This is a genomic window from Capnocytophaga sp. oral taxon 380 str. F0488 (genome assembly GCF_000318255.2).
GTDB classification, from domain to species: Bacteria; Bacteroidota; Bacteroidia; order Flavobacteriales; family Flavobacteriaceae; genus Capnocytophaga; species Capnocytophaga ochracea.
Genome location: NZ_KB291214.1, coordinates 26623 through 48714 on the forward strand (window position 1 = coordinate 26623; position 22092 = coordinate 48714).

General features: G+C 34.9%; 22 protein-coding genes. 8 read left to right on the forward strand and 14 right to left on the reverse strand.

Annotated features, from left to right (window positions below):
• Window positions 1–79: 79 nt before the first annotated feature.
• Together HMPREF9078_RS08365 and HMPREF9078_RS08370 are read left to right on the forward strand one after the other, a co-directional pair.
• Window positions 80–1633: an RNA-dependent DNA polymerase gene (locus HMPREF9078_RS08365; RefSeq protein WP_009420274.1), complete on the forward strand. Its 1554-nt coding sequence runs from the start codon at window positions 80–82 to the stop codon at window positions 1631–1633.
• Between the two features lie 639 nt (window positions 1634–2272).
• A complete protein-coding gene (locus tag HMPREF9078_RS08370) occupies window positions 2273–3109 on the forward strand; it encodes a hypothetical protein (protein ID WP_009420277.1) in 837 nt (278 codons plus the stop codon).
• 174 nt (window positions 3110–3283) lie between these two features.
• Here the strand turns inward: HMPREF9078_RS08370 and HMPREF9078_RS08375 are convergent, their stop codons facing one another.
• The 9 genes from HMPREF9078_RS08375 to HMPREF9078_RS08415 form a co-directional block, all read right to left on the reverse strand.
• Entirely contained in the window at window positions 3284–4159 is an 876-nt protein-coding gene (locus HMPREF9078_RS08375; RefSeq protein ID WP_009420278.1) for an outer membrane beta-barrel protein, read from the reverse strand.
• A gap of 7 nt (window positions 4160–4166) precedes the next feature.
• Window positions 4167–4508 carry an arsenate reductase (glutaredoxin) gene (arsC, locus tag HMPREF9078_RS08380; protein ID WP_009420279.1) on the reverse strand — a complete coding sequence of 114 codons (342 nt, stop codon included), beginning with the start codon at window positions 4506–4508 and terminating at the stop codon, window positions 4167–4169.
• Window positions 4509–4535: 27 nt separating this feature from the next.
• A complete protein-coding gene (locus tag HMPREF9078_RS08385) occupies window positions 4536–5300 on the reverse strand; it encodes a DeoR/GlpR family DNA-binding transcription regulator (RefSeq protein ID WP_002671857.1) in 765 nt (254 codons plus the stop codon).
• A gap of 193 nt (window positions 5301–5493) precedes the next feature.
• Entirely contained in the window at window positions 5494–5889 is a 396-nt protein-coding gene (locus HMPREF9078_RS12195; RefSeq protein ID WP_009420280.1) for a hypothetical protein, read from the reverse strand.
• 221 nt (window positions 5890–6110) lie between these two features.
• On the reverse strand, window positions 6111–7202 hold the full coding sequence (gene dnaX / locus HMPREF9078_RS08395) for a DNA polymerase III subunit gamma/tau (protein ID WP_009420281.1): 1092 nt from the start codon (window positions 7200–7202) through the stop codon (window positions 6111–6113).
• A gap of 2 nt (window positions 7203–7204) precedes the next feature.
• On the reverse strand, window positions 7205–7723 hold the full coding sequence (locus tag HMPREF9078_RS08400; protein ID WP_009420282.1) for a hypothetical protein: 519 nt from the start codon (window positions 7721–7723) through the stop codon (window positions 7205–7207).
• 67 nt (window positions 7724–7790) lie between these two features.
• Window positions 7791–8243 (reverse strand): retropepsin-like aspartic protease, encoded by a 453-nt coding sequence (locus tag HMPREF9078_RS08405; protein ID WP_009420283.1) that lies wholly within the window; start codon window positions 8241–8243, stop codon window positions 7791–7793.
• The gene (locus tag HMPREF9078_RS08410) at window positions 8228–9301 is read right to left on the reverse strand and encodes a mannose-1-phosphate guanylyltransferase (RefSeq protein ID WP_009420284.1); all 1074 of its coding nucleotides are present in this window, start codon (window positions 9299–9301) and stop codon (window positions 8228–8230) included. Before HMPREF9078_RS08410 ends, HMPREF9078_RS08405 begins: the two co-directional genes overlap by 16 nt.
• Window positions 9302–9328: 27 nt before the next feature.
• Window positions 9329–9928: a SprT-like domain-containing protein gene (locus tag HMPREF9078_RS08415; protein WP_002676771.1), complete on the reverse strand. Its 600-nt coding sequence runs from the start codon at window positions 9926–9928 to the stop codon at window positions 9329–9331.
• 100 nt (window positions 9929–10028) lie between these two features.
• Between HMPREF9078_RS08415 and HMPREF9078_RS08420 the strand changes: the two genes are divergently transcribed.
• Window positions 10029–10550 carry a hypothetical protein gene (locus tag HMPREF9078_RS08420; RefSeq protein ID WP_002671835.1) on the forward strand — a complete coding sequence of 174 codons (522 nt, stop codon included), beginning with the start codon at window positions 10029–10031 and terminating at the stop codon, window positions 10548–10550.
• Between the two features lie 119 nt (window positions 10551–10669).
• On the opposite strand, the gene HMPREF9078_RS08425 is transcribed toward HMPREF9078_RS08420, so the two are convergent.
• Window positions 10670–11644 carry a deoxyhypusine synthase family protein gene (locus tag HMPREF9078_RS08425; RefSeq protein WP_009420285.1) on the reverse strand — a complete coding sequence of 325 codons (975 nt, stop codon included), beginning with the start codon at window positions 11642–11644 and terminating at the stop codon, window positions 10670–10672.
• A 470-nt stretch (window positions 11645–12114) separates the two neighbouring features.
• Between HMPREF9078_RS08425 and HMPREF9078_RS08430 the strand changes: the two genes are divergently transcribed.
• From HMPREF9078_RS08430 to HMPREF9078_RS08450, 5 genes are all read left to right on the forward strand, one after another.
• Complete coding sequence (locus HMPREF9078_RS08430; protein ID WP_009420286.1) at window positions 12115–12831, forward strand: hypothetical protein; 717 nt, start codon at window positions 12115–12117, stop codon at window positions 12829–12831.
• A 111-nt stretch (window positions 12832–12942) separates the two neighbouring features.
• Window positions 12943–15018 (forward strand): phosphate acetyltransferase, encoded by a 2076-nt coding sequence (pta, locus tag HMPREF9078_RS08435; protein ID WP_009420287.1) that lies wholly within the window; start codon window positions 12943–12945, stop codon window positions 15016–15018.
• 61 nt (window positions 15019–15079) lie between these two features.
• Window positions 15080–16285 carry an acetate/propionate family kinase gene (locus tag HMPREF9078_RS08440; protein ID WP_009420288.1) on the forward strand — a complete coding sequence of 402 codons (1206 nt, stop codon included), beginning with the start codon at window positions 15080–15082 and terminating at the stop codon, window positions 16283–16285.
• A 373-nt stretch (window positions 16286–16658) separates the two neighbouring features.
• A complete protein-coding gene (locus tag HMPREF9078_RS08445) occupies window positions 16659–18050 on the forward strand; it encodes a Pyridoxal-dependent decarboxylase sheet domain protein (RefSeq protein WP_009420289.1) in 1392 nt (463 codons plus the stop codon).
• A gap of 101 nt (window positions 18051–18151) precedes the next feature.
• Entirely contained in the window at window positions 18152–19099 is a 948-nt protein-coding gene (locus tag HMPREF9078_RS08450; protein ID WP_009420290.1) for a DUF4421 family protein, read from the forward strand.
• A 17-nt stretch (window positions 19100–19116) separates the two neighbouring features.
• On the opposite strand, the gene HMPREF9078_RS08455 is transcribed toward HMPREF9078_RS08450, so the two are convergent.
• From HMPREF9078_RS08455 to HMPREF9078_RS12200, 4 genes are all read right to left on the reverse strand, one after another.
• A complete protein-coding gene (locus tag HMPREF9078_RS08455) occupies window positions 19117–19770 on the reverse strand; it encodes a hypothetical protein (RefSeq protein ID WP_009420291.1) in 654 nt (217 codons plus the stop codon).
• On the reverse strand, window positions 19745–20605 hold the full coding sequence (locus HMPREF9078_RS08460; RefSeq protein WP_009420292.1) for a DUF805 domain-containing protein: 861 nt from the start codon (window positions 20603–20605) through the stop codon (window positions 19745–19747). The genes HMPREF9078_RS08455 and HMPREF9078_RS08460 overlap by 26 nt, the downstream gene beginning before the upstream one ends.
• 53 nt (window positions 20606–20658) lie before the next feature.
• Window positions 20659–21495 (reverse strand): tetratricopeptide repeat protein, encoded by an 837-nt coding sequence (locus HMPREF9078_RS08465; protein ID WP_009420293.1) that lies wholly within the window; start codon window positions 21493–21495, stop codon window positions 20659–20661.
• 393 nt (window positions 21496–21888) lie between these two features.
• A partial coding sequence (locus tag HMPREF9078_RS12200; protein WP_232305325.1) for a hypothetical protein occupies window positions 21889–22092 on the reverse strand: 204 nt, incomplete at its 5' end.

A 22092-nucleotide genomic window follows, 5' to 3' on the forward strand; every position in this document is an offset into this window, starting at 1 on the left:
GGTTCTATGAAGATAGTGTTATCTTCTTAAAAAGCACGGCTCCGCATTTGGATTTCACTACTCTTTTTATAAAGAAAACATGAGAAAAAACAAGAAGGATTGGTTTAAGTTAAAAAAATACCCTCATATAGGAAGACCTATTTCTATTAAAGATAAAAAAAGGGTAATGTCTTATATACTTAGTCCTGAGAATATAGCTAAACATTCATTCCTGCCTTTTATCCATAAAACCTCATTAGTCCGTAAGTTTCGTAAGGAATATAATGAGGAAGGAAATCCTATAAAGGCAGAAGGAACTAATAAAATACAAAGAGTAAAAGGTCAGAAAAAAAGAGAGCTTTTCTATGCAAGTCATTTAGATTCTCTTATTTTTAGTTATTATTCTTATCAGTTGTCTGATAAATATGAAAAACTTATAAAGGAATATAAATTAGATGAGGTTGTTTGTGCTTATAGAAGTATCCCAATTGATGAGAATAACCCAAATAGCACTAATAAATCTAATATCAAGATTGCAAATGATGCTTTTGATTTAATAAAGAAATATCCTAAAGATTTTTTCTGTGTAATAGCTTTTGATATTACTAGTTTTTTTGATAACTTGAATCATAGAATATTAAGAGAAAAGTGGGAAGAAGTTCTTTCTGTAGATAAATTACCTATAGATCATTTTAATATATACAAAAACATTACACGTTTCAGTTATGTAGATTTAGTGGATATATTCAGTTTTTTTCAAGGTAGTATCCTGACACAAAAAATAACAACTAGGGGAATACAACAGCCAGTTAAAAGAAAGAAGATTAGCAAGATAAAATTCTTAAGGAATCAAAATGCAATAGCTTTCTGTGAAAAAAAGGAATTTCTTAAGGTAAAACATAAATTAGTTCATTCGTTTAAAACTATTAAAAAAGGAGACCAAATTATACCAAGAACATTTGGGATTCCACAGGGCTCCCCCATTAGTGCTACTTTAGCAAATATCTATTTAGTAGATTTTGACAAGGATATTAATAGTTATATTGAAAAGATTGGAGGGCATTATAAAAGATATTCAGACGATATTATTGTTATCTGTACTTATGAATACAGAAAGGAAGTTTGTCATTTTGTAATGGAAGAGATTACAAAGTATAAATTAGAGATACAAGAGGCAAAAACTCAAGTATTTGAATTTAAAAGAGAGAATAATAAATTAACATGTGCACAAATTTTTGAGGATACTATTAATAGAAATAAAAATCTAACATATTTAGGTTTTGAATTTGATGGCGAAAGTATAAGATTAAAAAAATCAAGTCTTTCAGGGTATTATAGAAAAATGAAAAGATATATAAGTAGGGCAAAATTTTATTCTTATAAATATGAAAAGCCAATTTTTAGAAGGCGAATTTTAAAAAAATTCTCTTACAAAGGAGCCAAAAGAAATAGAAAAGTAGTATGGAATGAGGCAGAAAAAAGGCTATATAAATATGATATATATAATTATGGGAACTATATAACTTATGCAAAAAAGGCTATAAGTAGGATGCCTAATAATAAGATTAGTAATCAAATAAAAAAACACTGGAAAAATATCAATAAATTACTTAAAGATTGCCATAAACCTATTTTAAAGAAAGTTCTTCACTAAAAAATTGTTTGTTTTAATTCAATATATCTTGGGCTTTCTAAAGCAGCAGGAACTTACGAACCTGAAGTAATGAATTATATACGTTAGAATTTGGATTAAACTAATTACCTCACTATAAATCACCTTCATCTCGTAGATTAAAAAAATATGAAGCTTAAAAGTAGATATTACGCTCCGTTTGTTTTTATTTTCATTAGCGCAATATCCTAAAGCAATGGATTTTAGCAAGCTCTATCAGGGGAAATTAGACAGTGTTGTGGTTATACATCGTACCCAAATAGCTGACAATCTACAAAGGAGAAGAACTTATCTTTGCAGGAACAAGTAAAGGGAAACTTACTAAAAAGCTCATTCGCTATCTGTATCCTAACCTTTCTGCTAAAGAACTGTATATGAATTTCTTTATCCTATGGGAGGAGATTTAGAAAAATAGCAGTATTTCTTTACAAGCAGTCAATGCAAGCAAAAAAAGCCAAACCAAGTGTGAACTTGCTCTTTTGTTTTTAGTTGCATTTTTGGAGAGATTTTTTTTAACCCTAAGAAGAATTAGATAAATAGAAAAGAAAAAATAAACACAACTTGGTGAATAAAAAATTAATAGTTACTTTTGCGCCCTCAAAACTAAAAAAATAATCACTAATGAAAAAGATTTTTATCACTATGTTGTTAGGCATTAGCACACTAACTACTTTTGCTCAAAACGCTTCTACTGATCGTTACACTACCCACAATAAGGGTAAATTTTTCTTCTATTGGGGCGGTAATCGTGCCTATTATACCAATTCCGATATTACTTTCTCGGGTAACAATTACAACTTTACCATCAAAGATGTAGAGGCTGTAGATAAACCGAAAGGTTGGCATATAGATTATATTAATCCTTTGCGAATGACCATTCCTCAAACTAACTTTCATATTGGTTACCATATTTCCGACCATTATACTATTTCTGTAGGTGTAGACCATATGAAATACGTAATGAAAAATGGACAAACTGTAAAAATGAACGGTTACATCAATGGTTCTAACACTTCTCATGATGGTACTTATAACAATACTGACAAGTTACTTAGCGAAGATTTTCTCACCTTTGAGCATACTGACGGTCTGAACTATGTAGTAGTTGAAGGAGCTCGTATAGACGATATTTCTCGTTTATTTGGTATCCGCAACACCGATATATTACAGGTAAATCTTACTGAAGGTCTCGGTTTTGGAGCACTATATCCAAAAACGAATACTAAGTTACTTAATAAAGAGCGTTATGACGAGTTTCACATTGCAGGGACAGGCGTAAATGCTAAAGCAGGTTTGCACCTCACTTTTTTTAAATACTTCCTTATAATTGGAGAACTCAAAGGAGGTTATATTAATATGTATGACGTTCGAACTACCTATGATATTGTCGATAAAGCCAAACATGATTTCTTATTCTTTGAAACTGTTTTAGGTATAGGAGGAACTTTTAGATTTTAGCTAATAAAAGAATAAGAGCATAAAATAATATTGCCCCAAAACTTTTGGGGCAATATTAATTATTTAATATCAGTTCGATATAACAAAATATTAATTATTCTTCCATTTCCTACGGCAGTACAAGTACGCTTTTATATCTTATAATTTGTTTTTTCTTTTAGAAAAGTTATATTTTTAAAACATATAAGTAACTCCAAAGTGAAACCCTATAGAAGAATAAGGGGCATCAGGAGCTCCTTTACCTTCCCAACTATAACTATCTTCAAGTAATGGTGCTACTTGAGTAGCCAATTGTTTAAGGCGTTCTGTTCTAGGGGATGTTGGTACATTTTGTAAGGCTAACATATATCCTTTAAACTCTTGAAGTGTAAGTGCTAGAGATGTTCCTCCTACTGTGCGAGTAGCCGAAAAATCCTTAAGTTTAGATTCCTTTCGAGGCACATTAATATTCAAATATTCACCTTCTATAAAAAAAGCTACTTTATCACTAACCTTAAAGCGGTAGCCTATCCCTCCTATAAAACCAAACGGAATTTTACCGTGGAAATTGTTTTGAAAATTAGCTTTTATATCTACAGTTGCCCCAGCTGGTGCTGTTGGATTAAACAAGCTCAAGGGTAAGCCAAAAGCATTGAGCTCTGTTTGTATTTCTGTTCTGCCCCCTATTTTGGTAACACCTCCAGCACGCAGATATAAATTATCAGTAATATTAAATACTAACGAAAGAGAAGCTCCAAAAGCCCTCCCATGTCCTTTCATATTCAATATTTGGTTTTTATTAGTGTCCATATCTTCACCATGAAGATATCCTAAAGCTAATTCACCTCCCCAACGCTTATGGAAAAAATATCCTCCTCGTAATTGTGCTTGGTATCCTTCTCCATAACTCCCTTTTAGGTCGGTTATAGCTGTTGGGTCAGTAGCATCTCTACCCAATACTTTCTGGTGGGTTTTAAAACCATACCCTCCACTCACAGACAGATATGCCTGCGAGTACATAGCTGTTGCTCCAAAAATGAAAGCAATAGCGCCTAATAGCGTTCTTCTCATTCTTATTTTATATAATTTCTTTTATTCTTTCAGTAGGTCTCCCTATCACAGCTTTATCACCGACTATTACGATAGGTCGCTCAATGAGTTGAGGATATTGTATCATTGCCTCTATGACTTCATCATCAGTAAGCGTTTTTCCTTTGAACTGCTCTTTCCAAATATTTTCTTTAGTACGCACTAATTCAATAGGAGACATCTGTAACTTAGCGAGGAGATTTTTTAGTTCTTCTTTAGAAATACCTTTTTTAAGATAATCTACTATCTGATATTCTTTCCCCAAATCTTTTAAAAGCTCCAAACCACAACGTGATTTGGAGCATTTAGGATTGTGATATATAGTTATCATTCTTATATGTGTCAATCATTTTGATAATTAACAAATAATTACTTCTACACCCCGTTTTTCAAGTTCTTCTACAAACTCAGGGTCAGCACCTGCATCAGTGATAAGCATATCTATTTTCTCTACATAACAGATAAAACCAAAGCCTCGTTTGTGGATCTTAGAGGAGTCGGCTAAAACAATAGTTTTATCTACACGTTCCATCATCTTCCGATTCAGATGAGCTTCTCCTACATTGGTAGAACTCAATCCATAATCAAGGTCAATACCTTCAACTCCTAAGAATAAAGTAGTACAAGAGAAGTTACTAAGAGTTTCTTCAGCAAGTACGCCAATAGTGGAGGTGGAGTTTTTACGAACTTCTCCTCCTAAGTGAATGGTATTTACACTAGGATTTTTGCAGACCTCTAAAGCTACTCTAAGGGAAGGAGTGAGTACTGTAAGGTTGCGTATGCCATAAATTTTTTGAGCTAAAAGATTAGCTGTAGTTCCTGATGAAAGTATGATAAACTCATTTTCTTTAATAAAGTCCAACGCTTTAGTAATAATACGCGTTTTTTCTTCTACATTTTGAGTTTCTTTCTCAGTTATTGTTTGCTCAAACACATAGCGCATTTGTTTACTAGCTCCACCATGAGTACGATGCAAATAGCCTTCCTGTTCCAAGAGATTAAGGTCTTTACGTATAGTAACTACCGAAACTTTAAGCTTATCACTCAATTCATTTACACTGACGTACTTTTTAGTTTCTAAGCTCTCTAAAATCTTTGATTGTCGTTCATTAAGTACTTTCATATTTTATTAATTTTATTAATATTCAACTGTTTAACGTACCTTGTCTATACTTATCTAACCATAGACAAAACTTCTTATTAAGATTATTTTCGGCAAAATTAGGCATTATATTGAAAAAAACAAAAGAATTAGAAAATAAAAAACACTACCAACTATAAATTATGTAGCGCTGAGTTTTAAAAATACTGTATTACTATCCTTTTAAATTTAATTCAAAAGCTCTTCTAAACTCTTGTAACATAGGATTTTCCTCTAATAATTTCTCGTATTTATCTTCGGGAGTTACCACTATTTTTTTAGCTATTTCTTCATTTACACTTATCTCAATAGTAAGATCATAATTCTGCAAAGATTTGTGCAAATAATTTAAGAGTTTATACTCCATCTGAACAATATCATTTTTGGCTGTATTACTTGATACTTCCAAATGAATAGTAGTTCCTTCTAACCTTAATATTGCAATTTTAAGAATAGAAGCCTGTATGCGTTCGCCCTTAGCAAGTAATTCATCTATATAGCGTTCCCAAAACTGATTAAAAGTCTCTTCTGAAAAACTCTCACGAGGTAGCGTATTAGGATCTATTACCACCTCTTTGAAATTCCTTTGATGTTCTGTTTTTAGATGTACACTTTTAATTGAAAAATTAGAAACAGCCTCTGTACGTTCCGTTTTACTAATAATAGGTATATTAGGATTAAGCGTAGCTGTCGTAGTATTTGTATAATTTATAGGAGGGGCAACGATAGGTGTTTGTGAGTTGAGCTGTATTTCTGTTATATGACTTTGCCCATTAAATACATAAGCAGGAATTATGAAGCGTCCATCATTTTTTTTTTATCCCCCTCATAGGTCAGAGAGGCGAGTTGCATTAGGGCAACCTCCACTAACAAACGCTGATTTTTGCTGGTGCGATATTTTAGGTCGCAGTCATTGGCAATAGCAATAGCTTCCATTAAAAAAGGTACAGTAGCACGAACGCTCTGCTCAGCATATTTCTTCTGGGTCTCCTCCCCTACTTCCATTAAGGAAATGGTTGTAGGATTCTTGCATACCATTAAATCACGAAAATGACTTGCCAAGCCTGCAATAAAATGATTACCGTCAAAACCTTGTGCAATACTATCATTAAATACGATCAATAGTTCAGGGAGTTTATTGTCTAAAATAAGATCAGTTACTTTAAAATAGACCTCATAATCTAACACATTCAGTATTTCGGAAGTAGCTTGTCGTGTTATTTTTTCTCCTGAAAAGCTCACCACACGATCGAAGATAGAAAGAGCATCACGCATCGCACCATCGGCTTTTTGTGCTATGATTTGCAAAGCTTCATCTTCTGCTTCAATTCCTTGTTGTTCTGCAATATATTTTAGGTATTCTCGAATGTCATTGATAGTAATACGCTTGAAATCGAATATCTGGCAACGTGACAATATGGTAGGAATAATCTTATGCTTTTCAGTAGTTGCTAAGATAAAGATAGCGTGTTTAGGAGGTTCTTCTAATGTTTTGAGAAAAGCATTAAAAGCCGCAGTAGACAGCATATGCACCTCATCGATGATATACACTTTATATTTGCCAACTTGAGGCGGAATACGCACTTGTTCAATTAGTTTGCGAATATCATCTACACTGTTATTAGAGGCAGCATCTAACTCAAAAACGTTAAAAGCAAAATCGTTTTCATCTTCTACCCCAGAAGTTTGTTCATTTATCTTTTTCGCTAAAATACGGGCACAAGTAGTTTTTCCTACTCCACGAGGACCAGTGAAGAGAAGTGCCTGTGCCAAGTGATTATTTTCAATGGCATTGAGTAGAGTATTAGTAATAGCTTGCTGTCCCACTACATCACGAAATGATTGTGGGCGATATTTGCGTGCTGATACTATAAAGTGGTTCATTTCTACTGTTTGTTAGTTTTATAAGTCCCAAAAACAAAATTAGAATCTACTATTTTATTGCCTTCTTGATTTACGAGTACCAAATCAGTGATACTTATTTGATGGTCAAAACGCAACAAAGCGCCTGTTGTTTCATTATAAATGGGACGTGAGACAATTGTAACAGTACCTCCTGTCGCTTCAATTTGTGAAGTAACATTAGGGGTAGCAGGAGGATAAGCATTACAAAAATAATTGGTAGTTACCGCATCGCTGAAAGTACGGTAATAAAGTTTAAAATTAGTGGGTATAGTGCCTGAAACAGTCTTTTCTTTATTTTCTAAAATATTAGCAGGTAAATTAAGAATAAGTGCTTGCTTTTGACTATATTTGAATAAAAAAGTAGCCGTAGTATCATTGGTCGTACAAGATAGCACATCAGAATTTTCAAATGAAATGGTATCTACTTCCAAATTACCATCATTGCAAGCTATTGCAAATAGCCCTATCACAAAGGCAAAATAAAGTGTCTTTTTACTCATCAAGTATAAATGTTTTTGCAAATGTACGAAAAAAATATGAACCTACAACAAGAGGTAATACATTTTGCTATTTAGAAGCCCAATAGAGATACAACCTTTTCTTTGCATAATCTATCACAGCTTTTCTCTTTTGGAGTACCTCAGCTCCTATAATACCGTGAACAGGGGGTGTTTGAAACTCTGCTAATGCTTCGTTTACGTGAGTTAAATCAAAAAGCACTAAAGGAAGTTTGTGCATACTCATTCCTCCTATCTCTAAGTGATTTTTTGTGGCAACTTGTGTTTCCATACCACTTGCCCCTGCTCCTGCTGCTTTTATTTCGGAGGCTTCGGCTTGCAGATTAAAATAAGTTATCCACTCTACTCCTACACAGGTGTTAGAAGCCCCCGTATCCAAAATAAAACGTCCTTCTACTCCATTGATTTTAGCTTGTAGAACAAAGTGTTTGGTAAGCGTAAATTCAAGAGGAACAGAGGTGTATCCCTTCTCGGTGAGTAACTTCTTTAATGTAATCCCCATTTATTCTTTACTTCGTTTACTATCTCTTTAATGTTTTGCTCTTTTGCTTTGGGATAAATCAACAATACATCGTCTCTATCTACCACTATGTAGTTCTTGAGCCCATCTATTACCACACATTTATCACCTTCGGTGCGAATAATATTGTTTTCGGCATCTTTGAGCAATACTCTTGCATTAATTACGGCATTTTGGGCACTATCCTTAGGAGTCTTGTCGTGTAGAGAGCCCCAAGAACCTAAGTCGTTCCAATCGAAATTAGCAGGGAGTACATAAATGTTAGTAGACGGCTCTAAAATAGCGTAATCTACCGATATATTTTCAGCTTTCGGATAGGCTTTGGCTATAAAATCGACTTCGTTTTCAGTATTATAAGTAGCTTTACCTTTCTCAAAGAGTTCATACATCACCGGTTGATAGGTTTTATAAGCGGTAAGTACCGTTTGTGTACTCCATATAAAGATACCCGCATTCCACAAAAAATTACCTTGTTTTAAAAACTCTTTGGCGGTATCGTAATCAGGTTTTTCACGAAACTGATTTACTTTTTTGATATTAGTATTATCGTCTTTGTCATACTGAATGTAACCATAACCAGTGTTAGGGAAAGTAGGTACTATACCCAAAGTAAGAATATTGTCGGCTTTCTGTGCAGCATTAAAACAAGTAATCACATTGTGCATAAAAGCTTTTTCGTCTTCAATCCACGCATCGCTGGGGGCTACTATCATTACGCCTTTGGGGTTGCGTTTGTTCACTTTCATTGCGGCATAGAGTATACACGGAGCTGTATTGCGCATACAAGGCTCTAATACCAAGTTTTTAGGCAATATATTAGGAATTTGTTCCTCTACAATCTCTTTGTAACGTTCGTTAGTAAGAATGAGAATATTCTCTTGCGGAATAAACTTCTGCAAGCGAGAATAAGTGCGCTGTAAAAGCGTTTGCCCTGTACCGAGCATATCGTGGAATTGTTTAGGATATTCAGTTGTACTTACAGGCCAAAAGCGCGAACCTATGCCTCCTGCCATAATCACTGCATAATAATTGTTCACCATATATTTGTAATATTTTAATTCAAGTTTTTAAGCCTTTATGAGCTCTACTTCGGCGTGAGGTTGAAAGATATACTTCTTGCCTGAGCCGAGTTCCACACAATCATAACATTTCACACGGCGTTGTCCTTTGCGAAATACGCGTCCGTCTTTGATACGAAACGTACTACCTAAAGGAATCTCATAAATAAAGCTCATATTTTCATTGATATCAAACTGTTTTAGGGCGATTGTCAATGCGGGGTCTACATCACTAGTAGACATAGGGTTGAGAAAGTGCCGTTGTAATACCCCTAATAATTGCTGAGGGAATATCTCAGGAATGATAAAAGGTTTCATCAGTTGTTGGAAAGTGTATTTCCATTCGTTACCGTGAGGTTTGATAAGCCGTCCAAAGCGTTCAAAAGCTACCAGATGAGCCACTTCGTGAATAAAAGTTATCAAGAAACGATACTTATTAGCAGTAGCATTCATTGTGATGAGATGTTGCCCGTTAGGAAGTTGCCGATAGTCGCCGTGCCTTGTTTTTCGTTCGTTTACAATTCTCAAATAGATGTTGTTTACTTTTATCAGTTCGAAACAAGGTGTTACTGCGTTATCAGGTAAATATTTAACAAGAATTTCTCTCATAGCCTGCAAATGTACAAATAATATTTTATACCCACAAATAAAATTTGCCAATTTACTAATTTTCTCTACCTTTGCCGTGTTTGTTTGAAGAAAAGAAAAGATGCAATTTAAGAGTTATTTAAAATTCCTTTTAAAATCTACCAATGAGCACGGGGTGCACTCACCTTTTGTCTACAACTTTGTAACTCGTTGCTTGTACAATAAACAATTAGTAAATCGTCAAGAAATCAAGGGTTTTCCTCCTACCCTATCCAAAAGACAATTGGTGTTATTATTGAAGATTATTCGTTATTTAGAGGTAAAAACTATTTTCACTGATGAAGATATGCTAAATAGTATAACTGCTATAAAAGAAACCTGTAACATTAGCTTTCAGTTGCAACCATCTGTTACATACGACTTGCTTTTTATCAATTACCCAAAAGAAGATCTAAGTATTTATCTAAACTATATGCACAACGATAGTATTCTTATCATCAACAATATTTACCAAAAAGGAAAAGCCTCTCTATGGCAAGCTCTTACTGCTAATGAAAGGGTTACGGTGTATATAGACGTCTACTCCCAAGGCTATATTTTCATAAGAAGAGAACAAGGAAAAGAAGGGTTCTATATAAGATAAAAGATAAAAGGTAAAAGGTAAAAGGTAAAGCCAGCGAGGGCTCATAGCTGGATATGTGAGTAAAAGGTAAAAGGGAACAAGTATAGTGGCACTTGTTCCCTTTTACCTTTTAGTTGAAATTACTTACCTAAAAGATAAGCAAAAATAAGAGGTGCTACAATGGTAGCATCGGATTCTACTATAAATTTAGGGGTATCAATATCTAATTTACCCCAAGTAATCTTCTCATTAGGCACTGCTCCTGAATAAGAACCGTAGCTGGTGGTAGAATCGGAAATCTGACAGAAATACGACCAGAAAGGTACGTCTTCCCATTCCAAATCTTGATACATCATAGGTACTACGCAGATAGGGAAATCACCAGCAATACCGCCTCCTATTTGGAAGAAACCTACGCCCTTACCCGCTGAATTGGCACGATACCATTCGGTGAGATAAATCATATACTCGATACCTGTTTTCACAGTAGAGGCTTTCAAGTTTCCTTTGATTACATTGGCGGCGAAAATGTTACCGGTAGTTGAATCTTCCCAACCTGGACATACGATAGGCAAGTTCTTTTCGGCTGCTGCCAATATCCAAGAGTTTTTAGGGTCGATTTCATAATATTGCTCCAATACCCCCGATTTCACTACTTGATATAGATATTCGTGAGGGAAATAGCGTTCACCTTTACTTTCGGCTGCGTGCCATACGTCTTCTAAGTGTTTTTGTAAACGACGGAAAGCTTCTTCCTCAGGAATACAAGTGTCGGTTACACGGTTGTAATGACCGTCGAGGAGTTCTCTTTCTTGCTCAGGAGTGAGGTCGCGATAATGAGGAACACGCTTGTAATGAGAGTGCGCTACAAGATTCATCACATCTTCTTCGAGGTTTGCCCCTGTACAAGAGATAATATCTATTTTTCCTGCGCGAATCATCTCGGCAAGCGAAATGCCTAATTCTGCCGTACTCATTGCTCCAGCAAGTGCTACGAGCATTTTTCCGCCTTCAGTGATATGGGTTTCATATCCTTTGGCAGCATCAACTAAAGCTGCTGCATTAAAGTGTAAAAAGTTTTTCTCGATAAATTGAGAAATAGGTCCTTTACTCATTTCTTTACTTTAAAATCTAAATTGTTGGTGCAAAGATAATACATTTAAATTTACTGACAAATTATCACGCACAAAAATATTATAATGATGAAAACGAGCTTAATAGTATAGGGCAAAATTAGGCATAAGAAATAAGAAAAGAAAACGAAATTATAAATAACAAGGAAATGTACTTTTGTTTGAAAAAATCTTATACTTAGCTTATAGGGAGCTTATAGGGAGCTTATACGAATCTTGGACGATTGGTATAGAAATGGTATGTAAATAGTTGATAATAAGAAGTTAAGAGTGAACAAAAAAGGTAATTTTGAGGGCAATAAAACGAAAGAAAAACAAAGAAGCAACGAGCTAAGATACACGAACGAGAGAGAGCCAAATAAAGAGATGTGAGGTACAGAAACTTTCTTGTTTGATTGATTATTAAAAAATTCCTTATCTTTGTACTTTCAACTGATATTCTTATAAGAACGATGAAACGACTACTTTTTATCTTTACTTTATTATTTTGCTCTTATGTGGTAAAAACTCAAGAGAACGCACAAGCTTACAATCAAGTTATCAAGACTTTGGGAATTCCTAAAAACAAGATTGATAAAGACTTGTATACCGAAAAGGTATTGCCTTACGACACTCATAAATTGGTAATGGTATTTCCTATAAGAAAAGGGAACGACGAAAACGAGGCAACATTTGACCTTTATGTAGTGGTGTATGACTTCTTACAAAAACGAATAACACAGTCGTATAAGGGAATTGATGAGTATTATTCGGATGCTGTTGAATTACAGGAGCTTTCTATTGATACGGCTAAGTTTATACTTACCGAAGAAATACGTGCTTTTGGCATTCGGGCTTTCTATAAAAATGGTAGCAAAGTAAATCCTTATTCTGAAGAAACATTTAGTTTGTTTTTACCAGAAAATACCTCTCTTAAAAAAATACTGCATCAATATCAATTAAGTACATATAACGGGGAATGGAACTATAACTGTGAAGGAAGTTGGTCAGATGAGCGTAATTCTATGTTTATAATGGATAGTAAAAAAACAAATGGCTATTTCAACATTAAGGATAAACAGACTTTTATTAAAAAAGCTACAGATAAAAATTGCGATGATAAAGTAGTGGAAAAAAGCACTAAAACTGTATTCTTGAAATATAACGGCAAGGAGTATAAAGAAGAATAGATATTGATTATTGAGGTATTAAAAATAAAAATATCTTTTTTATGTTGCTTTCTTAAATTATATTGTTACCTTTGCAACTTAATATATAAACACTAAAAAGTAAATAAAAAAATGAATAAATCTGTTTATATCATCGCTACCAATGCACACAGCGGTAAGTCGGTGGTGAGTTTGGGTGTGTTGCAAATGATTATGCGCAACACTGCTAAGGTAGGTTATTTTAGACCTATTGTAGAAAGTAAATCTAAAAAAGACACTTTCATCGAGACTGTCTTGGAGCACTTTCAGCTCGATATGAGTTACGATGAAGCCTATGCTTACACACGTCAGGAGGTTATCGCTCTTAAAAACGAAGGCAATATAGGGGAAGTATACGACACTATCATCAAAAAATACAAAGCCTTAGAAAGCAAATTCGACTTTGTTTTAGTGGATAGTTCAAGTACTATAGACGATAGCTATTTCGACCCAAACTTCAACGCTTCGGTAGCACAAAGCCTCAACATTCCTGCTTTGATAGTGCTTAAAGACAACTTTTCATCAGAAGATGAATTGGTGAACCAAGTACAGGCAGATCTTAACAACTTCTTGGAAAAAGATTTGCGCGTACTTAGCGTATTTGTAAACAAGGCTACTAATGCCACTGCTGATACGCTCAGCAAATTAGAACAACGTTTTAAAGATATAACCTTCACTTTGATTCCGCGCAAAGAAGAGCTTTCACGCCCTACTATCCGCGAGATAGCCAATGCTCTCAACGTTGAATTCCTTTACAAAGGCGATAATATAGACGTTACCACCAAACGTACCATTGTGGGAGCTATGCAACTTTCTAACTATTTAGCCAAACTAAACGAAGATACTTTGGCTGTGCTCCCTACTGACCGTATTGACCTCATAGCAGGTTCTTTGGTGGCTAACTATTCCAATTTCTCTAATATCAAAGGGGTAGTACTATACGGCGACTTAACCCCAGACCCTTCAATGAGTAAGATTTTAGATGGTATCCAAAAGAACATTCCTATAATGATAGCTAAAACAGATACTTTTGAAACTGCTAATATCATTGGGAATACAAAATCAAGCATCTATCCTGAAAATACTGAAAAGGTAAAAATGCTTCTTCAACTATTTGATGAAAATGTAGATGCTGAGAAACTCAACAGCAGTATAGCCTCTTTCAAATCGGAAACTATTACCCCTCGTATGTTTCAATACAATATGGTACAAAAAGCACGTGCAGGACAAAAACGCATTGTGTTACCAGAAGGTACTGACGACCGTATTCTTACTGCGGCTTCTCAATTGGCAGAGGACGAACTCGTTTACCTCACTATCTTGGGAGAACCCGAAGCGATTAAAACACGAGCTAAGAACATTTTGGGCTTGAAATGGAACGAAGAACGTATCAGTATTATCAATCCTGCCGAGAGTGATAAATATGAGGCGTATGCCGAAAAACTATACGAATTGCGCAAGAGCAAAGGATTGGAGCTTTCGCAAGCTAAAGACTTAATGCTTGATTCGTCTTATTTCGGTACAATGATGGTATTCTTAGGCGATGCTGATGGTATGGTATCAGGGGCTGTAAATACTACTGCTCACACTATCCGTCCGTCTTTGCAATTTGTAAAGACCAAACCAGGGGTAAACACGGTATCATCAGTATTCTTTATGCTCTTGCACGACCGCGTACTAGTATATGGTGACTGCGCCGTAGTGCCTAACCCTACTGCTGAACAATTAGCCGATATCGCTATTAGCTCTGCCGACTCAGCTATTGCTTTTGGTATTGAACCTAAGGTAGCACTTCTCTCCTACTCTTCAGGAGACTCAGGTAGTGGTGCCGATGTAGACAAAGTGCGTGAAGCAACAGCGCTCGTAAAAGAGCGTCGCCCCGAATTACTCGTAGAAGGACCTATACAATATGACGCTGCGGTAGACCCAAAAGTAGGGAAACAAAAGATGCCAAATTCACCTGTGGCAGGACAAGCTAATGTGCTTATTTTCCCCGACCTTAACACCGGTAATAACACTTATAAGGCGGTGCAACGCGAAACAGGCGGTTTAGCCATAGGGCCTATGCTACAAGGATTAAAGAAACCCGTAAACGACCTCAGTCGTGGGGCTCTTATCCCTGATATTTACAACACTGTACTTATCACTGCGATACAATCAGAGTTTTAGTATCCTCCCTACCCCCTCTCCAAAGGAGGGGAAAACTAACGACTAATAACAAAAGACTAAAATGGAAATATTAATCATTAATTCAGGGAGTTCATCTCTCAAATATCAGCTTATCGACTCTAAAACAGGAGAATCGAAAGTAAAAGGAATTGTAGACCGCATCAATATTGACGGTAGCTACGTGAAATATGTGGCTGTAAAAAATGGCAAAGAGATAGAAGTGAAGAAAGAACAACCTATTCCTACTCACGAAGTGGGTATGAATTTGGTAGCTGAACTTCTTACAGACCCCGAAGTAGGCGTTATCCACAACCCTAGCGATATTAAAGGGGTAGGACACCGCGTAGTACACGGAGGTGAGAAGTTTGTACAACCTACTGTAATTACTGATGAGGTAGTAGCCGAAATCAAACGTCTTATTCCTCTATCGCCTTTGCACAACCCAGGACATTTAGAAGGGATACGCGTAGCACAAAAACTCTTTAATAAAGCTACTCACGTAGCCGTTTTTGACACTGCTTTCCACCAAACAATGCCTGCTAAAGCCTTCCGCTATGCAATTCCTAATGAATACTATGAAAAATACGGATTACGCGCTTATGGATTCCACGGCACGAGTCATAAGTATGTAGATGCACAAGCTCGTAAACACCTTAATAATCAGCATATCAAGAACATTACCATTCACTTGGGCAATGGGGCGAGTATGGCTGCTGTAAACGAAAAAGGACAATGTGTAGACACTTCAATGGGACTTACACCACTCGATGGACTCATTATGGGAACGCGCACTGGGCAGATAGATGCCTCAGTAGTTTTCTTCTTAGGACAAGAATTAGGTATGAGCTATGAGGAAGTGAAAACACTATTCAACAAGAAGAGTGGTATGCTTGGACTTACAGGACACTCTGACGCTCGCGATGTAGCAGCTCTATATCGTTCAGGTGATGCCAACGCAGCCCTTTGCTACGAGATGTACGGCTACCGCATTCAGAAGTTTATAGGAGCTTATACAGCAGCACTTAATGGGCTGGATAGCATTGTATTTACCGCAGGTTTGGGCGAAAACGATGCTCTTACACGTTCATTTGCTTGTAAGCACTTAGATTTCTTTGGTATCAAGCTCGATGAGAAGAAAAACGAAGAGCTCAATCATCCTACTAAACCCGTAGAGATTCAAGCTGCTGATAGCCGTGTAAAGATACTTATCATCCCTACTAATGAAGAATTACAAATAGTAAATGAGATAGTAGATTTGGTAAAATAATTCTCATAAAACTACTTTTTACAAACTTTGCCAAAGATATGTATCTATTTTTGGCAAAGTTTTTTATATAACATATATTGTAATTCAAAAATAATAATTACTTTTGCATTCTGATAAGTAATGATACACTATCACCGAACTATAAAATAATTTAATTACTAAAAACCTTTGGTTGCTGAAAATGAACATCTTATTTTTAAGTTATTTTCACTCTGCACGTACTCATTCCTTGCAAATTAAGTTTAAGGCTAAGAGCCTTTCACCGCTTCGTATTTGAATTAGGTGTAATTAGGTAATATGGATAGATAGCCAAGATGTTATCTAAATATTTTTTTACTAAAAAATTACTCATTATTTAAGTTACACTATACAAATGAAAAATAAATATATCGACCTAATTGACCAAACCTATTACTTCCCACAAGACGAATTTACCTTAGATGGCGATGAACTTCGCTTTCACAATATCGATTTGATGGAGCTCGTACGCAAGTATGGAGCACCTCTCAAATTTATGTATCTCCCTAGAATATCTGAAAATATTCAGCGTGCTAAAAGATGGTTTGAAAAGGCTATCAAGAAGCACAAGTACAAAGGAGCATACAACTATTGTTATTGCACCAAAAGTTCGCATTTCAAACACGTAATGGTAGAGGCATTGAAGAACGACATTCATATGGAAACCTCTTCGGCTTTTGATATCAATATCATCAATAACCTTATCAATGATGGACTTATCAGTAAAGAGACTCACATTCTATGCAACGGTTTCAAGCGCGATGCTTATATCGATGGCATTGCTGACCTTATCAATCGTGGCTACCACAACTGTATTCCTATCATTGATAACTATGAGGAAATTAATTTATTTGAAGAAAAAATAAAAGGTTCATACAGTATAGGTATTCGTATTGCTTCTGAAGAAGACCCTCGTTCAGAGTTTTATACCAGTCGTTTGGGAATTGGTTATAAAAACATTGTCCCTTTCTACAACCGTGAGATTAAGGACAACCCTAAAGTACAACTCAAAATGTTGCACTTTTTTATCAATACGGGGATTAAAGACAATGCCTACTATTGGAATGAGCTCCTCAAGTGTTTACGTGTGTATATCCAACTCAAAAAGGTTGCGCCTGAACTCGATAGTCTTAATATAGGCGGTGGTTTTCCTATCAAGAGCTCGTTGGCTTTTGAATTCGATTATGCTTATATGGTAGACGAGATTATCCGTCAGATAAAAATCACTTGTGATCAAGAAAAAGTGCCTGTACCAAATATCTTTACTGAATTTGGTAGTTTTACAGTAGGCGAAGCTGGAGGGGCTATTTATGAGATAATGTATCAAAAGCAACAAAACGATCGTGAAAAATGGGATATGATAAACTCCTCTTTCATTACTACCTTACCTGACTCTTGGGCTATCAACAAGCGTTTTGTACTATTGCCTATTAACCGCTGGAACGATGAATACGAACGCGTACTGCTCGGTGGACTCACTTGTGATGGTGACGATTATTACAACAGCGAACAGAATATGAACGCTATCTATTTACCAAAATACAACAAAAATAAGCCATTGTATATAGGTTTCTTCAACACAGGGGCTTATCAGGATAGTATTGGAGGAGTAGGAGGCTTACAACACTGTTTGATTCCACAACCTAAAATAGTACTTATTGATAAAGATAAAAATGGGAACCTAACCTCTCGTCTCTTTATGGAGCAACAAAAAGCTGACGAAATGCTAAAGATTTTAGGCTACTAAATGCAGTATATACTTTGCAAAGTCTTACGACTTTGACAAAGTATTTCTAATAATACCTAAACATTTAACTCCTAGTTCTTAAAATCTAAATATCTAACAAAATGAAATACATAATATTATTTTTCTTATCAATCACTACTCTATGGGCACAAGATACCACTTCCACTAAGAAGCATTACTATAAAATGTGGATAAAACCTTCTTTAAGTATCAATTATCTATCAATAGATATAGAAGATGAACCATTAAATCCTGCTTTGAAAAATAAGTCGTTATTGCCCAACTACCCACTTACGGTTGGGTTAGGATTTGGTATCCACAATACTTATATTAACCTTGATTATGCTCAGAGTGTTGCCCCTTTGCGCAATGAGAGCAAATACGGAAAAACAAGATATTTCGATTTTCAGTTACATTCATTTGTAAGTCAAAAGATTTTACTTGATTTCTATTATCAAAGTTATAAGGGTTTTTACTATGAAGAAGGCAAGAATAATATTCAGATATTGGCAGATACTCGTATACAACAAATAGGTTCTGAAATGTTATATTTCTTCAACTTAAAAAACTTTTCAGTAAAGAATATTTTCAACCTCGATGGAGACCCTTTGCGACCTACTTTCAGTTGGTACGCAGGAGCTGGAATCTATTATCACAAAGTAGCAATTCCTGCTATTTCACTTGATGAGGATACTTTTAGACATATACAAGGAGGCTTCAGTGGAGGCGTTTCTGGAGGTATCGAAATATTGCCACGCTTTACCTTTACAGCTTTAGCGGGTATGGGATTCTATTTTGGAGGTGAAGTTAATCCACTAAACAAAATGAAATTTAATCAGTACGTAAACTTTAGGCTTAATACTTCTTTGTCTTATACACAAAAAGACTGGTCACTTGCCTTTTCAATTCTTTACAACAACAAGAATTTGTACTTTAAAGATGTTGATTTACTGGGTATTAATACTGCGAATTTTAAACTTACATACATAAAACAAATCAAATTCTCTACTCGCCGAAGTAACAAAGTAACTCGTTATTTAGGAATGTAAAATTTAAGAGTAGAAGATTATCTTCTTCTTTTGACATTTTTTATAGTATCATCTATCACTCGGTCATAGATTTTACTCTTACCTAAATATTCATTTTGATAAGTAGTCAAGTTTTGTATTAGTGCTTCTTTCTCTTGCTTATTATTAGAAGATTTTAAAAACAATCTATATTCTGACATAACCTTATAATACGCCAATTCATAAGAAGGTATATAACCATTTTCACTATATATTGCTACTAAGTTTAATACCTTTTCAAATTGTAATCCGTCAAAAGCCTGCTTCAAAGTAGTTAGCTGATGTTGTTTTGCTTTTTGAGAGCGAATACTTAAAAATATTTCTTCAGTATCAGGATATGATTTCAATGAATCACTCAATAATTTTATCCTACTTAAATCTACCCTTTTATCAATATGAGAGAGATAATATGCTATTTGTTCTCTTATTCTCATCACTCTATTGAAGTCGAACTCAGCAATGTGTTCTTCATAATCTTTGGTAATTAAATCGTACTCTGTTTGAATTAACAAATATAACGAATCTAAGTCCTTATAAACCTCTCTTGTCTTTTGTGCGTTTACTTCCCAAAAGTAAAATATACATAAATATAATAAAACTCGTTTCATAATCTTTATTGTTGTTTGATTAATGTCCTTGAATAATATCTGCATATTTATCCCAAGCTCTAGCTATCCTATATTTTTCTACAAATTCAATAGGTACATAAATAGCTTTCAATTTCTCATCATTATATGCCAAATAACCATCCAATATAGGAGGTTCTTCAGCCTCAAGTGTTATACTTTCTGGACAATTCTTCCCAAAAATACAATTACCTATCTGTAAACATTTACTAGGGAAAGTCACCGAATGCAAATGCTCACAATCGTCAAGAGCAAAATCACTAATAAAGTTAAGATGTTCTGAGAAAATAATATAAATAAGCTTATTGCAACCATAAAATACATCTCTTCCTATAATACTCACTTTATTAAGTATTGGGTCAGCAAGCATATTGATAGACCCTACCTCAGTATCAAGCCATTTCTTCAAAACAGTATCATCTTTTGTAACTACAAAATGATACCTACAAGAAGTACTACCCTCAGAAATATCTTCTGCTATGGGTTGATATGCTCTAACTAAGGGCGGTTGTAAAATAGATGAAGAAGAGGTTGATGCATTGAAAAAATTTACTCTCTTTTTAGGATCTTCTCCGTATTCATTTTTTCCCAATACACCTTCTGAAAAAAGTAAAAAGAAAGGATTATAGAAAGGTAAAAGCACATACCAGCCACTTTGCCCCAAGTCGTGTGAACGTTTAACTGATTGAGCTAAAATAAACCAAAACAATAATGTAAAGAATAAAAACTTTATCACTATTCCTAGAGTTACTACGGCATCTATTACACCCAAAAATATAAGAGCAAAATAATCTATAATAATAGATAGTCCAAACTCTGTTCGCCTAATACGTCCTTCAAAAAGAAAGATATTCTTAAACATATATCACTAATTTTATAATTACCTTATCTTTCTTATTCCTAACTTTATAGTTATTACTGCTGAATAGCATTTAAATACTCACAAGCTTTAGGACTATTATTCCTACATCCCTTCTCAAACCAGTAAATAGCCCTTTTTTGTGATTTATCCACACCAGTACCGGCATAATAGCAAAATCCTAAAATAGTTTGAGCTTCCTTGTCTCCTTGGTTAGCTGCTTTTTCAAACCAAAAGATAGCCTTAGTATACGACTGAGGTATTCCCTGCCCCTTGAAATAATAAGAACCTAAATTGCGTTGTGCCTCAACATCACCTTGATTAGCAGCTTTCTCATACCAAAATACCGCATCACTATCCGATTGTGCCACTCCTAAACCTTTATAGTAACAATATCCTAAAAAACTCTGTGCCTCTGCAAAATCTTGATCAGCTGCTTTCTGAAACCACAATACAGCTTGTTCATTCGATTGTTTTACTCCTTGCCCTTTGTGATAGCACACTCCTAATTTCGATTGAGCCTCAGCATACCCCTGTTCAGCTGCTTTCTGAAACCAATAAGCTGCTTTTTCATAGGACTGTACAACTCCTTTCCGATAGTAATAACAAAGTCCTAATTTCGTCTGTGATTTTACATCACCCTGTTCTGCTGCTTTTTCATACCAAGCAACAGCTTTAGGAAAAGACTGAGGTACTCCAATACCTTTTTCATAATTAGTTGCCAAACGCACTTGAGCTTCCATATCACCCTTTGTGGCTTTCTCTACCAAAGTCTTAAAGTCTTCCCGTTGAGCATAACTCATACCAAAGAAAAATAGCAAGCAAACAAACCAAACTTTAAAGCAAAGTTTGTTCAGTTTTTTTAATACTTTTGAGTTGAATATTATATTCATATGTCAGCGAATTAAAAGTTAATAATAATAATGAAGTAGTCAGTTTTATATTATATGTTATTCAATGGCAAAGATAAAACATTATTTTATACAAAACAAGTTTTTTTTTGATTATTTCTTACACACCTCTTTCACTATTAATTTGAAAATAGCTAATGTATATACATTACAAAAACATAACATATAAAATAAAGGTCTTTTTAGTATATTTTATCTTTATTAAATACTCACTCATTCTTCGTTTATTCTTCGTCTTAAGTTCGCCTTTCCTTCGTTCATTGTTCGTCTTTCCTTCGTCTTAGCTTCGCTATTCCTTCGAATAAATCCTAATTTTTAAGTATATTACCTACCTCACAAGCTTTCTTTCCCTACTCAATCAAAAACTTTTCACTCTTAACTTTTTACATATTCTTTGTATAACAATTGTTCAAAATTCATATAAGGTTCATATAAGCTAAACTTTTTTTTGCAATATACAGCTTTGTTAATTCTCCTACTCTCCCTCCAACTCGTCCTTCTCCCTCCAACTCGTCCTTCTCCTTCCAAGCAGTCCCACAACTTCAAACAACAAAAAAAGAGCAATTCTTTATCAGAATT

Coding starts and splice junctions, on each gene's coding strand:
- HMPREF9078_RS08365 (WP_009420274.1), top strand. CDS start 80: ATGAGAAAAAACAAGAAGGATTGGTTTAAGTTAAAAAAATACCCTCAT.
- HMPREF9078_RS08370 (WP_009420277.1), top strand. CDS start 2,273: ATGAAAAAGATTTTTATCACTATGTTGTTAGGCATTAGCACACTAACT.
- HMPREF9078_RS08375 (WP_009420278.1), bottom strand. CDS start 4,159: ATGAGAAGAACGCTATTAGGCGCTATTGCTTTCATTTTTGGAGCAACA.
- arsC (WP_009420279.1), bottom strand. CDS start 4,508: ATGATAACTATATATCACAATCCTAAATGCTCCAAATCACGTTGTGGT.
- HMPREF9078_RS08385 (WP_002671857.1), bottom strand. CDS start 5,300: ATGAAAGTACTTAATGAACGACAATCAAAGATTTTAGAGAGCTTAGAA.
- dnaX (WP_009420281.1), bottom strand. CDS start 7,202: ATGAACCACTTTATAGTATCAGCACGCAAATATCGCCCACAATCATTT.
- HMPREF9078_RS08400 (WP_009420282.1), bottom strand. CDS start 7,723: ATGAGTAAAAAGACACTTTATTTTGCCTTTGTGATAGGGCTATTTGCA.
- HMPREF9078_RS08405 (WP_009420283.1), bottom strand. CDS start 8,243: ATGGGGATTACATTAAAGAAGTTACTCACCGAGAAGGGATACACCTCT.
- HMPREF9078_RS08410 (WP_009420284.1), bottom strand. CDS start 9,301: ATGGTGAACAATTATTATGCAGTGATTATGGCAGGAGGCATAGGTTCG.
- HMPREF9078_RS08415 (WP_002676771.1), bottom strand. CDS start 9,928: ATGAGAGAAATTCTTGTTAAATATTTACCTGATAACGCAGTAACACCT.
- HMPREF9078_RS08420 (WP_002671835.1), top strand. CDS start 10,029: ATGCAATTTAAGAGTTATTTAAAATTCCTTTTAAAATCTACCAATGAG.
- HMPREF9078_RS08425 (WP_009420285.1), bottom strand. CDS start 11,644: ATGAGTAAAGGACCTATTTCTCAATTTATCGAGAAAAACTTTTTACAC.
- HMPREF9078_RS08430 (WP_009420286.1), top strand. CDS start 12,115: ATGAAACGACTACTTTTTATCTTTACTTTATTATTTTGCTCTTATGTG.
- pta (WP_009420287.1), top strand. CDS start 12,943: ATGAATAAATCTGTTTATATCATCGCTACCAATGCACACAGCGGTAAG.
- HMPREF9078_RS08440 (WP_009420288.1), top strand. CDS start 15,080: ATGGAAATATTAATCATTAATTCAGGGAGTTCATCTCTCAAATATCAG.
- HMPREF9078_RS08445 (WP_009420289.1), top strand. CDS start 16,659: ATGAAAAATAAATATATCGACCTAATTGACCAAACCTATTACTTCCCA.
- HMPREF9078_RS08450 (WP_009420290.1), top strand. CDS start 18,152: ATGAAATACATAATATTATTTTTCTTATCAATCACTACTCTATGGGCA.
- HMPREF9078_RS08455 (WP_009420291.1), bottom strand. CDS start 19,770: ATGCAGATATTATTCAAGGACATTAATCAAACAACAATAAAGATTATG.
- HMPREF9078_RS08460 (WP_009420292.1), bottom strand. CDS start 20,605: ATGTTTAAGAATATCTTTCTTTTTGAAGGACGTATTAGGCGAACAGAG.
- HMPREF9078_RS08465 (WP_009420293.1), bottom strand. CDS start 21,495: ATGAATATAATATTCAACTCAAAAGTATTAAAAAAACTGAACAAACTT.